We start from the raw sequence: 13,510 nt of genomic DNA, 5'->3' as shown, positions 1-13,510 counted from the left end.
TGCGCTTCGTTCGGTCCGTGCGCTTCGTTCGGTTCGTCGGAGTGGGGGCATCCGGCGTTCCACCCTTCTGGGCGAGCAAAACCGCTCCAAAGTCAACAGGACCGGACGGTAGCGAACATCGGATGAGGTGCCAAGAGATGCGACAGGACAGCTTTAGGTGGCCGCCATGTAGGCTCCGCCAGCCTGAACAGGCCGATCCAGCAGGGCCGTTCACGCCTTCCCACGAGGGAGTTAAGGCCACCGAGGGTGCACTCCGGGTGGATCTACGCCGTCATGTCTCCCGTACCGCGCCGAGGTGGTGGTCGAAGAACTCCAGCAGGCGGGCCGCCTGGTCGACCACGGAGGTGTGGGCCCGGACACCGTGTCCTTCGTCCGGGTAGATCACCAGTGTGCTGTCCCGGCCGTGCTCGCTCAGGGCGCGGTGGAACATGCTCGCCTGCTCCGGCGGGGTCGCGAGGTCGTGGGCGCCCGCCATCAGCAGCACCGGGGTCCGGACGTGCCGGGCGCGATACAGCGGGCTGCGGGTGCGGTAGTCGGACGCCGGGTCGAGCGGGTCGCCTTCCAGGCACATCCGGTCGAAGCCGGGGATGTTGCTCGTGTGGTGCTGGCTGACCCAGTAGGTGACGGGTGAGCGGGCCACGGCCGCGGCGAACCGGTCGCTGTGAGCGATCAGCCACGCGGACATGAAGCCACCGTAGCTGTTGCCCGTGACACCGACGCGGCTGCCGTCGATCCGCCCCTCGGCCACGAGTGTGTCGACGGCCGCCAGGAGATCGTCCGCGTCGGCTCCGCCCATGTCGTGCAGACCGGCGGTCACGAACCGTTGTCCGCGGCCGAGGCTTCCGCGGATGTTCGGGGACAGCACGGCGTATCCCTGGCCGACCAGCAAGGGCACGAGCGGGTGGCGCAGGGCCCATTCGTCGCGCCACAACCACACCGGTCCGCCGTGGATGTTCACCACGAGCGGGTGCGGCCCCGGAGTCGGCGGGGTGACCAGGAGGCCCTGGACCGACTCCCCGTCGGGGGCGGTCCAGGTGATCCGCTCGGCCGACTCCTGCGGTACGGAGGCGGGAGGCGGGGAGAAGGAGAGGCAGGCCCTCATGTCTCCGTCCGGTGTCAGGACGCTCAGCGCAGGGGCCTGGCGATAACTGTGCGTGGTGCAGGCTACGACGCCGCCACCGACGGCGACCTCGGGCAGCAGATCGCCGCAGGTGGCGCTCGACTCCCACAGCACCTCACTAGGTGTCTCGGCCACGGAGAACCTGCCGATCACTGTGTCCAGACCGCGTATCCCGGCGAACGCGACGGTGCCCTCGTCCTCCCACCGTGCGCAGGTCACGTCCACGCCGGCGCAGTCCACCGCGGTCGCCGCGCCGTCCGACGGGCGGAGTACGACGAGTTCACCGCCGTACAGTCCCCGGTCGCTCATCGCCCCGACGACCGCGGAGACCCATGAGCCGGAAGGGTTCGCGGCCGGAAGGCCGACCTGCGTCCCGGGGCGTGACAAGGTGCGCAGCGAGCCGGTGTGTGGGTCGAGGAGCGCCAGTTCGGCCTGGTACCAGTCGGACTCGGTGGCACCGTCCGAGACGACACACACGATCGCGGACGGTCCGGCCCAGGCCGCCTCCCACACCGTGCGGTCGGCGGGTGACACCTGGACCGGTGTGCCGCCGGCGGGGTCGACCAGCCACAGTCCGCGTCCCGGTGCCGGGGCGCGGCCCACGCTCACCACGGGGCGGCCGGGGACGACAGCCGGGCCGCCGGGGAGCCGTCCCGATCCGTCGACGTCGGAGCGCTCCGCCCCGAACTCGGCGAGCCCCACCAGGAGGGTGCCACCGTCCGGCCGCCACTCCAGATATTCGGGGACTCCGGGCAGCGGCAACCGCCTGACCTCCCCCGGCCCGTCGTCGTAGCGCGCCGTCTCCACCCATGTGTCGCCGAGCCACGCGAGACGCGCGCCGTCGCGCGTCCAGCGCGGGCGCCGCCCGTGGTCCTGACGGGTCAGCGCCCCGGTGGCCAGGTCGAGTATCGCGGTCTTGTGCACCGGGTCCGGTGCTCCGGCGGTCCGGACCGCCGCCGTGAAGGCGATCGACCGGCCGTCGGGAGAGACATCGAGGTCGAGCGCGTCGTTCACACCGTGGTCGCCGTGCGTGCGCGCGAAGAACTCCTCCACGAGGCGGGTGGTCTCCGGCGCGGGTATCAGGTGCGTGTCCATGTCGTCCTACCGTCGGGCGGGCATCGTGTCGGCGGCGCTGCGCGGCGCGGCGGGGCGCTGCGCTCGGCGCGAGGTGGGCACTCTGCGGCGGTCAGCGGATTCGGCTTGCAGGAAGTGTGGCACCGCCATGGACGGCGGGCATGCAACAGGTGTTGCGTGATGGCGGGGATATGCGCAGCAGTCGATGCGACGACTGGGCGGGGCCACCTTTTGGGTGCTGCCTGTCCTGCCTTCCGGTCACGTCTGCGGGGACGGTGGTGCCGTCGAGGCGCGGACCTTCAATGAACTCGGCATCACGGTCTCGCGGTGGGCCGGAGGGCGGCCGTCCAGGAGGTCGAGGAGGAGCCGGGCGGCTCGTCGGCCCACCTCGACGCTGTGCAGGCTGACGCTGGTCAGCGGCGGATCGACAAGTTCCGCGGCCGAAGTGTCGTCGAAGCCCGCGACCGACACGTCCCCCGGGACCGCTCGTCCGTGCTCCCTCAACCACCGCGTCACGCCGAAGGCCATACCGTCGTTGAAGGCGAAGACCGCGGTGGGTGGCTCGGGCCGTGCCATCAGACGTCCGGCCGCCGTGAAGCCGGATTCGGCGGTGAAGTCGCCGGTCTCCACCAGGTCGCCGGCGAACTCGCGGTGCGCGTCGGCGAAGGCACGGCGTACGCCCCGCATCCGGGCGGCCATGGCGAGGCGATTCTCCGCCGGGCCGTTGACGACACCGATTCGGCGGTGGCCCAGGGCGAGCAGATGCTGGGCGACCGCGTAGGCGCCGCCCTCGTCGTCGGGGTGGACGCAGAACAGGTCGTCATCGGTGTACCCCATCACCACCAGCGGGCAGCCGGCCGACCGGAGGTCGGACAGCGCCTCGCCACCGGCACCCGCCTCCACGAGCAGCCCGTCGACCACCCGCCGCCGGATGAAACGGCGGTGGGCCGAGCCCGCGTCGTCCGGCACCTCGCGGGTGGAGAGCAGCAGGCCGTATCCCCGTGCGGCGAGTTCCGCGTCCGCGCCGCCCATCAGGCGGACCAGGTGGTCGTTGGAGAACGCGAAACCAGGGTTGTGCGGGAGCACGACGCCCACGATTTCGGTACGTCCACTCGCCAGCGCACGAGCACCCGCGCTCGGCCGGTAGTCGAGCAGACGCATCGCCTCCAGCACCCTCGCCCGGACCCCGTCGGTGACCGTCGGATCGCCGTTCACCACCCGGGAGACCGTCTGATGGGAGACACCCGCCTGGGACGCGACGGTACGCAGGGTCGGCCGATCGGACACGCGAAAACCCCTCTTGGACGGTTACGGGCGACAGGTACAGCTGATGAGGTCGGACGACGGGGACAGATGACCGGTACACATGACCGTTCACTTCACTTTTGGTCGCATCGTACGGTCCGTCCGCACGTACCGAAAGCCGTACGACGGATTGACGCACTGACCGGGCGCCTCTAGCTTCATGGCTGTCAAGTGACCGGTCACTCACGGCACTTGACGTCCGACCGACCGGACCGGGCTCACGGAACAAAGGATGCCGATCATGAGCGACAGCACGTCGGAACGGAACACACCCTCACCCCGGACGGGCGGTCTCACTCGTCGTCAGGCGCTGGTCCTGGGCACCCATGTGGCGATCGCCGCGGGGCTGAGCGGAACCTTCTCCGCCGTGAGCGCGTCCCCTGCCGCGGCGGCACCGAGCGGCGGCGTGCCGGAGGCTCTCGCCGGGCAGTCGACCACTGTCGCGCGGGCAGCCGCTCTGTCGAACGTCGTCACGTCCTGGACCGGCAACACGTTCTCCGGGGCCACGGAGTGGGTGCAGGACTTCGTCTTCAACATCGCCGTCGCCGCCGACGGCACGGTCTACACCGTCAGCTTCTGGGACGAGGGCGGCAACTACGCGGGCATCTACAAGGACGGCCACCTCGTCGGCAACTGCAAGGGGGCCAACGGGGACGCCGTCGCGGTCAACGCGTCCTACGCCTATCTGTCCGTCGGCAACGGCCTGACGCGTTTCGGCCTGAACGGGGCCGCCACGTCGCTGACGTTCAACGTGGGCAGTCCGCCGGCCGCCGCCGCTGCCTCCGCGACCCAGGTGGTGGCCACGGACCGGGCGGCCAACCTGGTGAAGGTCTTCGACGCGGCCACCGGGGCGCTGCTGCGGAGTTGGAGCGTCACCCGGCCGGGAGCGGTCGCGATCGGCTCCGGTGGTGACATCTGGGTGGTCGAGAACATCACCCGCGACACGAACGACGGGCATTTCTGGCACGTCGATCCCGCGAATCCGGCGCGGATCCGGCACTTCTCCAACACGGGGACAGCGTTGTCGGGAACCATCAACGGCCCCTCGGCAAACTGGATCCCGACCTCACTGGCGGTCGACGTCCACGGCGACCTGCTGGTCGGCGACAACGGCCCGCTCCGCCAGGTGCACACCTACGGCAACCTCTCCGGGACACCGGTACTCTCGCGGAGCCTGGGCCAGGCGGGCGGCATCGGGGCGGGAACGCCGGGCCGGAACATCGCCGACAAGTTCTACGGCATCACCGGCGTCGGCGGTGACTCGGCGGGCAACGTCTACGTCGGTATGTGCGAGTTCGGTTCGTGGCTGCGGAAGTTCGACGCGCTCGGCAACACGGTCTGGCAGCTCCAGGGCAGCGCCTTTGTCGACGCCGCCGACTTCGACCCGCAGTCCGACGGACTGGACGTCTTCACCAAGCAGTGCCATTACCGCATCGACGTCACGAAGCCGCCGGGCCGGGACGTGGCCTGGCGCGGCTACTCCCTCGACTCGGTCAAGTACCCCCAGGACGCACGCCTGTTCCTGACCGGGCATTCGCACTCCGCCACGTCCCCGTTCCTGCGGCGCATGAACGGCAATCTGTACATGTACATCACGGGCATGTACGCCGCGCACATGCTTATCTACCGCTTCGAGGGTGAGATAGCCAAGCCATCCGGGGCCATCTTCAAACAGCGCTGGACCGGCGACGACCCCACATGGCCGCCGTACCAGCCGGCGCAGGGCGAGTGGATCTGGCGCGACACGAGCGGGAACGGCGCGTTCGAGGCGAGCGAATACCTCCAGCCCGGCACGGGCCTGAACTCCCCGGGCAACTGCTGGGTCTGGTTCGTCGACACCGACGGTGACATCTGGGAGGGCGGCGACCGTGATCTGCGCCGCTACCCCCTCCAGGGCTTCGACTCCCAGGGCAACCCGATCTACGACTACGCGAGCCGGGTGACGATTCCGCTGCCCGCGCCGTTCAACCGCGTCCGCCGCCTGCACTACGACGTGAGCAAGGACGTCATGTACATGTGCGGTTACACACCTGATCAGGTATTCGACAACGCCCACTGGAAGGAGTGCGGAAAGGTTCTGGCCCGCTACGACAGGTGGAGCACCGGCAACCGGACGCCGACCTGGACCACCGTTCTCCCCTGGGACACCACATCGACGCCGATGGTGGCGATGGTCAGCCTCGCGTGGGCCGGCGACTACATCTTCACCGCCGGTGTCCAGACCCGTGGCCAGGTGTGGGCCTTCAAGGCGTCCGACGGGAGCCTCGTGGGCAGTTGGCTGCCCGGCGATGTCGTGGGCGGGGTCGACCGCACCGGCTGGGTGGACATCCCGTACGGCATCTCCGCGGTGCAGCGCTCCAACGGCGACTACATGGTCAACGTCGAGGAAGATCTCTTCAACAAGGTACTGCTGTACCGCTGGACCCCCTAGAGAACGGGATGACGGAACTGTGCACAAGTCGGCGCGCAAGCCGCTTCATGTGATCGTGTTGCCCGGCGGTGGGTACGAGATGCACGCCGCGCACGAGGCCGAGCCCGTGGCCGAATGGCTGGCATCGCTGGGCATCACGGCCAGTGTGCTGCGCTATCCGGTGCGGGCGCGCCATCCCGCACCGGTGGAGGCGGTGCGGGCGGAGATCGCCGGGCTGCGGCGGCGCGGCGTACGGCGGATCGGCGTGGTCGGCTTCTCGGCCGGCGGCCACCTCGCCGGGTACGCGGCACTGGCGCCGGACGCGCGGCCCGAAGAGCGGCCGGATTTCGCGGTGTTGTGCTATCCGGTCGTGACGATGCTCACCGAGCGCCACTCAGGATCGCGGGTGAATCTGCTCGGTGCAGACGCGACGCCGGCGCAGCGCCGGGAGGTGTCGCTGGAGGAGTTGGTCACGCCGCAGGCGCCGCCGTTCTTCGTCTGGCACAGCTCGGACGACCAGGCCGTCCCGGTGGAGCACAGCTACCGGTTGGCCGGCGCGCTGGCCGCGCACGGCGTCCCGCACGAGCTGCATGTCTTCCCGCACGGCAGGCACGGGCTCGGGCTTGCCGGGGATGACAGGTCGGTCGGGGCGTGGACGGGGCTGTGCGCGAAGTGGCTGGCCGGGAGGTGACCCGGTGCTGAGGTGACCCGGCGGTGTCGGTCCCCGCTCAGCCGAGCGGCATCGTGCAGAAGCCCGCACCCACCTGGTGGGTACGGAGTGTGGCGGGGGCCGCTCCGTCGTGCCCCGGGATCTGGTCGGCGTACCGCTCGGCGTCGTCCTGCGGGTGGTATCCGATCGCCTCCGCCTCCGCATGCGACCACCATCGGCGGGTGTTGGCGGAGATGCCCCACAGGACGCGGAATCCGGCCGGTTCGACCCGCAGGCATGCCTCGACGAGGCGTACCGCGTCCGCCGGGGACAGCCATGCGGCCAGATCCTCGGGGGCGGCCGGACGCGGCCGGAACGCCCCGATGCGCAGGCAGGTCACGTCGATGCCGAACCGCGAGTGGTACAGGCTGCCCAGCGCTTCCACCGCGGCCTTGCTCACGCCGTAGAAGGTGTCCGGGCGGGCCGGGCTGTCCGCAGGCAGGGGGCCGTGCGCCGTCTCGTCGCGGTTGCGGAAGCCGACCGCGTGGATGCTTCCGGCCAGGACCACCCGCCGGACGCCCGTCTCGGCAGCGGCGGCCAGCACCATTTGAGTACCGTCCACGTTCACGGCGCGGACGGTCTCCCAGGGCGCCTCGCCGCTGCACCCACCGAAGTGGACCACCGCGTCGACGCCCCGGCAGGCGTCGCGGATCGCGTGCGGGTCGGTGAACGACGCCCGTACGATCTCCACCCGCTCGTCCGGGTCCGCGGGCCGCTGGGGGGCGACGTCGAGCAGCCGCAGCACCCGGTCGGGATGGGCGAGCCCGGACCGCAGCACGGTGCCGATGCGTCCGGCGGCACCGGTGAGCAGGATTCGACGGGCGGATGAGGTGGGTGCGGCGCCGGACTCCCCCGGCTCGGGCGGTGACGGCTGAGGCGGTGACGGCTGAGGTGGTGACGGCTGGGGCATGACAGGAACCCCCTTCTGCTACAGATCGCTGGAGATGGCCGGCAGTTCGGGCGGTTCTTCCTGCCCGTCGTAGTACTCGGGAATCGCCTGGTCGGCCAGGTAGGGCGGCTCGTGGTAGCTGTGGCGGCGACGGAAGACGAGCGGTACCGGAGGGCGCCAGTGGCGCCAGCCGCGCGGGGCGGCCGGTACCGGTGTGCCGGGTGCGCCGAGGCCGTTGCCGTTCTCGGCGGCCACCGCGTACTCGTAGCCGGTGTCTGCGGGGGCGGTATCGACGTACGAAAAGGCGAGACCGGAGAAGATCTCGCGATACGTGGATTCGCCGCTGCGGCGGCGCAGCACCCGGTATCCGCTCGCACCGAGTACTTCGCCCCAGGTCAGCTCGGTCCCGTCGGGCCCCGGTCGCAGGGTCAACCCGTCCGGCGGGGCGGGTGGGGCGTCGGTGACGTAAAGCGGGTAGTCCGCGCCGGGCGGGGCATGGTGGCGGGAGTTGGCGGCGACGACTCGTATGTGCACTTTCCGTCCGTCGGTCAGGCCGGTCAGCCGGTACGGGCTGGTGCGGGCGGTCGCGGCCGTGCGCCAGGTGTCGCCGCCGTCCTCGCTGAGCTGCATCAGATACTCATCGGCCGCCGGTACCAGTGTGAAGTGCACCTCGGCTGTGCCACGGGCGTTGACAGTGCGCAGTACCTCGGCTGCGACGGGACGTGGGGTGTGTGCGGTCAGTTCCCATCGGTGCCGTCCCTGCGGCAGTGTCACGGTCATCTCGTGGGGTGTCTCGCGCAGTGGGCGGACACGTGCGCCGTTGATATGGAACACCGCGCCGTGCAGGCCGTTCGGCACGCGCAGGGTCAACGTGGTGTCGGCCGGGGCGCGGTAGGTGCCGTGGCATTCGTGCGCGTCCTCCCGGTAGCGCGCGCTGATGCCCAGGTCCGTGTCGTCGGTGGTCAGGAGTAGGTCGCCGGTGCCGATCGCCGTGCCGTGGAAGAGCGCCAGTCGCCGCTCGCCGTCGTGCCGCAGGCGGATCACTCCGGCGGTGCCGCGGAAGCGCAGGCCGGAACCTCCGGCAACAGGTGCGCCGCCGGGCGTGCCGCTGAGTGTGACATCGAGCGCGGCCGGGGCGTGGTGGCCCGCCCGCTCATGGCGGAACACATGGTCCACGCCGTCTGGGGTGGTGATCCGGGCGCCCCACGGCGTGCGGTGCTGCGGGTCGATCGTGAGGTCGTCCCGGTGGCTGACGACGGCGAGGGTGCTGCCCGTGGGGGCGTCGGACGGGCCCTCCAGGCGTATCCCCCGGGACACCGGGGTCCGGAAGTCACCGCCGCCCGCGCCGTCGGTGCGCACCCCGCGCACCACGTGGACGAAGGGCATCCGGTCGCTGAGGTGGTCGAAGCTGTTGGCGTCGTCGCCGGTGGGTTCGGTGAGTGTGGCCCAGGTCCACACCATCCGCTGGGGTGCCGCGACGGCGTCGTGGACGACGAGGTAGTCGCTGCCGACGAGGGTGACGCTGCGGCCGAGGTAGTGCCCGTACACGGGGCTGTCCGGGGCGGGGGCGATCTCGGCGTACTGCGCGGTGTCGAGGTCGTAGTGCGGGCGGTCGAGTGTGTGGGGGCCGAGTGAGCGGATCGCCCCCGCGCGCCAGATGCCGCAGGAGGTGACGAAGGTGGCGTCCGGTGCGCGCCGGTCCCCCGCGTCCTCCCGGCCGTGTCCGCTGTAGGCGCGCCCGCGCGCGTAGTAGTAGAGGTGGCCGCTGCCGTTCTCGTCCGCGATGCCCCACCGGTAGTTGGGGCCGCGGTCGGTCTGCTGGAGGTGCACCGACACCTCCGTGGGTTCGCCGACGTCGGCGCGCAGCGTGATGCCGTACCCGGTGTATTTGGTGCTGCCCAGGCGCGGGTTGGTGCCCCGGTCCCGGGCAGGGGGATGCAGCACGCGCCAGGGGTCGGCGGTCCCGCGCGGCTGGTCCAGGCGGTGTCCTTCGGCGTCGCAGCCCCACAGCAGATGTTCGGCGACGAGCGGGCGGTAGCGCCGCAACTGGTCGCCGAGCAGCCGCATCTCGATGGGCGGGCGGCGCGGCCAGGCGGCGTGCGCGCCCTGCGGCGGGTGCATGCGGAGGGTGCCGGGGGCGGTGGCCGACGCGTGCTCGTCCGGTACGGCGGTGGTCATCACCGGTGCGGTGAGCGCGTCGACGAGCCACTCGCCGAGGGCCGCGAAGTGCGGGGTGCAGAGTCGGTTGCGGCCGTCGGTGCGGATGCCCAGTGCGTTGCCGAGCGTTGCCGGGCGCAGGAACGCCCATACGTAGGTGGCCAGGCTCTCCGTCCACCGGCCGGCTCTGGCCTGCTTGCCGGGCAGTGCGGGGCGGACGTGGAACACCCCGGCCAGGCGCAGGAACGACTCGAACTGGTCGAGCCACTCCCCTGCCGCCGGATGCTCGGGGTACAGCCAGGCCAGACAGGCCAGTGCCGCCTTGCCGTCCGACAGGAAATTGGGATGGCCGCCGAGCATCCGCCGCATCGGCCCGATCTCCTCTCCGGCGGAGACGTATGCCGTCAACAAGAGCAGTGCGTCGACCTGGGCGGCCTGCTCCGGTGGTAGTTCGCCGCGGAGCCTGTCGTAGGCGTCCAGGAGGCGGTCGTAGAGCGGGCGTTGGCCGATGTTGAGGTAGCCGTGGACCTCGTTGACGCCGTGCGCGATGAGTCGTGGGCCCTCGGGGCCGGCGAACAGCGCGGTGAGCAGGTGCCGTCCGGTGGGGATGTCGCCGGTGACGCACAGAGGGGCCGGGCGCCGCCCGTCGTAGGCGAGCACCCAGTCCTTGACCCGGTCGAGGTCCAGCGTGCTGTGCCAGTGATGCAACTGGCGTACGTGTGTCGTCGGGTGGCAGGTGGCTCGCAGGGCCTCCTCGGGGTCGAGGTCGTAGCGGGCCGACAGCGCGTCCGCGTGCCGGCGCTGCGCCCGGAGCACTTCGCGGTCGCGTTCGTGGTCGTGGAAGGCGAGGGCGGTACGCCGGGTGCCGGGACACAGCGGCCACCGCCAGCGCAGCACACCGTCGCGGTACCGGAAGCGGATCTGCAGATCCCTGGCGGAGGCCCAGGAGGCGTAACGGTGGTCGTCCCAGTCGGCGGGGTCGCGGACGAACACACCGACGGCGTCACCGTTGCGCACGTCCCAGAACGTCGCGTGCGGACGGATGTCCCAGGCGTACGCGGGTGCGTACGGGCCGACGGTGAACGCCATCTCCTCGTGCGGTTCCTCGGTCCTGCCCGGTCCGGAGAAGGCCGGGTCCTCGCCGCTGTCGGCGACCAGCAGCGGGTCGGTGATGCCCGGCCACCGGTAGGTCTCCGGGGAGCCGGGGTCGAGGTGGTCGGCCGCGTCCTGCGAGTAGGGCCAGGTCGAGGAGTACCGGTGCGTCGGTGCGAACCCGTCCCAGTACAGCTCCCATGCGGGCGCGGGCCGGCCGGTACCGTGCATCCGCTCGGTCAGCTCGATGAAGTCGTAGCCCTGCACACAGCGCACGGTCGCGATGTACGTGCCACCGTCGGCGAACCGGTAGCGGATCTCGTGGACGACGACGAGCGGCCCTGCCTGCACCTCGCGTACGTCGATCCGTTCCACCCGGGCGTGCTCGCCGACCAGCGCGGAACGGCCGACCCAGCCGTGGCCTCGGTCCACCGCGAGGACCGGGCCCGGCGCGGGTCGCGCGCCGGGCCGGTGGGACCGGGGCAGCCGTACGCGGACCGGCCCGGTGTCCACCACGATGCCGTCGGCGCCGTGGACAACCGTCACCGGGTCGACGACCCCTGCCGACCGGACCGATGCGTCGGCGCTCAGTGTGAACACGTGGGACTGGCCGGGGGTGAGCCCGGCGAAGAAGGCGACCACCGCGTCACGCAGCAGTCCGGCGCCGTCGAGGCGGACCTCGGACAGTTGGAACGGCACCGGGGTGCCCGTGGTGTCGACCAGGCGCAGTCCCCGTGCCCGGACCGACGGCTCGGGCCAGTGGACGGGCCAGTGCAGCAGCGTCCTCGGCCACACGAACTCGGGATGGCCGATCGGGTCGCGCAGGGGGAAGGTGACACCGTCCCTGCCCAGCTGCCACACGGTCCGCCGCCCGGCCATGGACGGATCGGTCACCTGCCACCACCGGCCTGTTCGCCGGCCCTGGACGCACTCGGCACGATGCCCTGGCTGCCCAGGCTCGCACCACCCGCGACGCCCTCGACGAGGTGGCGTTGCAGCAGGACGAACAGGACCAGGATCGGCGCCGCGACGATGAACGTGCCTGCGGCCACCAGGGGCCAGTTCTGGGTGTGCTCGCCGAAGAACGAGTACAGGCCGCGGGTGACCGGCCACAGCGCGCTGTCGGAGAGCATGACTAGGGGCAGGATGAGGTTGTTCCAGGAGGAGACGAAACCGAAGATGCCGAAGGTGGCTAGGGCCGGTTTCATCTGCGGAATGATCATGGTGAAGATGAACCGGACGTAGCCGCAGCCGTCCAGGACCGCCGCCTCGTCCAGCTCACGGGGGATCCCCTTGATGTATCCGACGAAGAAGAAGAACCCCGCGCCCGACATGCTGGTCAGTACGAGGTATCCGGGCATGCTGTTGTACAGGTGCAGCGTGCGGGCCTCGATGAACAGCGGGATCAGGCCGCCGGGCAGGAAGCCGGAGAAGATGAAGAACGTGTAGAGCGCGTTCGAGTGCTTGAAGTAGCCGCGTGAGATGGGGAAGGCGAGGAAGACCCCGAGTACGAGGGTGATCGCGGTCGGGATCACCGAATAGACCAGGCTGTTGATCATCTGGCGGCCGAAGTCGCCCTGCGTCCACGCGTCGGTGAAGTTCTGCACCGTCCAGGTGCCCGGCAGACCGGTGGGGTCCTGAAGGAACCCCGGGTAGGTCTTGAACGCCTGCACCAGCAGGTAGATCAGCGGCATCGCGAACAGCAGCACGGAGATGAGGAAGCACACCAGGTTGATCCGCGCGCCGCGCAGCAGCGGGCCGAGAGTGCGTCGGTGCCGGGGCGGGGGCTGGGGCTGGGGTGCGGCCGGGGCCGGGGTGTGGTCGGTCGGCACGGTCGAGGTCGTCACAGGGTCACCTCCCGGCGGCGCAGGGACCACAGCACGGTGCCGCCGAGGACCAGGGTGAGGAAGAACTGGAGCATCGCCAGCATGGAGCCGAACCCGAGCTGGCTGGAGCCGCTGAGGAACGCCGAGTTGAACATGTAGATGCCCAGGGTGCGGGTGCCGAAGTTGCCTCCGGTGAGGACCAGAATGAGCGCGTACTCACCGAGCGCGCCCACCACGGTGAGGAACATGTTGACGGTGAAGGCGGGCGCGAGCAGGGGGAAGGTGACGCTGCGGAACGTGCGCCAGCGTCCCGCGCCGTCCATCGAGGCCGCCTCGTACACCTCGGACGGGATGTTGCGCAGTCCGGCGATGTAGATGAGCATCGAGTAGCCGGAGAACATCCACACGTTGACGAACATCACCAGGGGCAGCGCCAGTTGGTCGGAGCCGAAGAAGGCGCTGGTGGTCCCGAAGATGTCGTGCAGGAGCCGCCCCGTCGGGCCGGAGAACGGGTCGAAGATCAGGGAGAAGATCGCCCCGACGACCGCGACGGAGAAGATCTGCGGCATGAAGATGAGCGCCCGGTACACGGCGTAGGAGCGGCCCCGCCGGTTGAGCAGCAGCGCCAGCCCGATACCGAGGGCGTTCTGGGCGATCGTCACGCCCGCCACGTAGATGAGAGTGACCCGGACGGCGCCCCACACCTCGGACGACAGCGCGGTGAACGCGGTCGAGTAGTTGCACAGGCCGCAGAAGTTGAGCGGTGTGCCTGGCAGGCCGGAGTACTGGGTGAACGAGTACCCGATGGTCGCCAGCGACGGATAGAGCCCGAACAGCAGCCACCCCAGTCCGGGTATCGCGACACTCGCCCAGGGAATGAACCGCCGGGTCCGTGGTGTGCCGAACAAGCAGCGAGACACGCCGCCCT

General features: G+C 70.5%; 8 protein-coding genes. 2 read left to right on the top strand and 6 right to left on the bottom strand.

All coding sequences use genetic code 11. The annotated features are described in order from the left end of the window. Positions 1 to 271: 271 nt before the first annotated feature. Together ACIQNU_RS17580 and ACIQNU_RS17575 are read right to left on the bottom strand one after the other, a co-directional pair. Entirely contained in the window at positions 272 to 2,215 is a 1,944-nt protein-coding gene (locus ACIQNU_RS17580) for a prolyl oligopeptidase family serine peptidase (RefSeq protein WP_401366829.1), read from the bottom strand. Between the two features lie 237 nt (positions 2,216 to 2,452). Next, positions 2,453 to 3,481, bottom strand: a complete 1,029-nt coding sequence (locus ACIQNU_RS17575) for a LacI family DNA-binding transcriptional regulator (RefSeq protein WP_401366828.1) — start codon at positions 3,479 to 3,481, stop codon at positions 2,453 to 2,455. A gap of 259 nt (positions 3,482 to 3,740) precedes the next feature. On the opposite strand from ACIQNU_RS17575, the gene ACIQNU_RS17570 reads away from it, so the two are divergent. Together ACIQNU_RS17570 and ACIQNU_RS17565 are read left to right on the top strand one after the other, a co-directional pair. Further along, positions 3,741 to 5,930 (top strand): hypothetical protein, encoded by a 2,190-nt coding sequence (locus ACIQNU_RS17570; protein WP_401366826.1) that lies wholly within the window; start codon positions 3,741 to 3,743, stop codon positions 5,928 to 5,930. A 49-nt stretch (positions 5,931 to 5,979) separates the two neighbouring features. Further along, positions 5,980 to 6,600, top strand: coding sequence for an alpha/beta hydrolase (locus tag ACIQNU_RS17565; RefSeq protein WP_401366824.1), 621 nt, complete (start codon positions 5,980 to 5,982; stop codon positions 6,598 to 6,600). 37 nt (positions 6,601 to 6,637) lie between these two features. On the opposite strand, the gene ACIQNU_RS17560 is transcribed toward ACIQNU_RS17565, so the two are convergent. Genes ACIQNU_RS17560 through ACIQNU_RS17545 form a run of 4 tightly spaced genes read right to left on the bottom strand, consistent with a single transcriptional unit; the run spans position 6,638 to position 13,502 of the window. Then, complete coding sequence (locus tag ACIQNU_RS17560; RefSeq protein WP_401366823.1) at positions 6,638 to 7,528, bottom strand: NAD-dependent epimerase/dehydratase family protein; 891 nt, start codon at positions 7,526 to 7,528, stop codon at positions 6,638 to 6,640. Positions 7,529 to 7,546: 18 nt separating this feature from the next. Beyond that, on the bottom strand, positions 7,547 to 11,650 hold the full coding sequence (locus ACIQNU_RS17555; RefSeq protein WP_401366821.1) for a hypothetical protein: 4,104 nt from the start codon (positions 11,648 to 11,650) through the stop codon (positions 7,547 to 7,549). Next, positions 11,647 to 12,603, bottom strand: coding sequence for a carbohydrate ABC transporter permease (locus ACIQNU_RS17550; protein ID WP_401366820.1), 957 nt, complete (start codon positions 12,601 to 12,603; stop codon positions 11,647 to 11,649). Before ACIQNU_RS17550 ends, ACIQNU_RS17555 begins: the two co-directional genes overlap by 4 nt. After that, positions 12,600 to 13,502: a carbohydrate ABC transporter permease gene (locus tag ACIQNU_RS17545; RefSeq protein WP_401366818.1), complete on the bottom strand. Its 903-nt coding sequence runs from the start codon at positions 13,500 to 13,502 to the stop codon at positions 12,600 to 12,602. Before ACIQNU_RS17545 ends, ACIQNU_RS17550 begins: the two co-directional genes overlap by 4 nt. Positions 13,503 to 13,510: the final 8 nt, after the last annotated feature.

The sequence above is a fragment of the Streptomyces sp. NPDC091292 genome, assembly GCF_044757265.1.
Lineage (GTDB): Bacteria > Actinomycetota > Actinomycetes > Streptomycetales > Streptomycetaceae > Streptomyces.
This window is presented reverse-complemented; position numbering and strand designations above follow the sequence as displayed.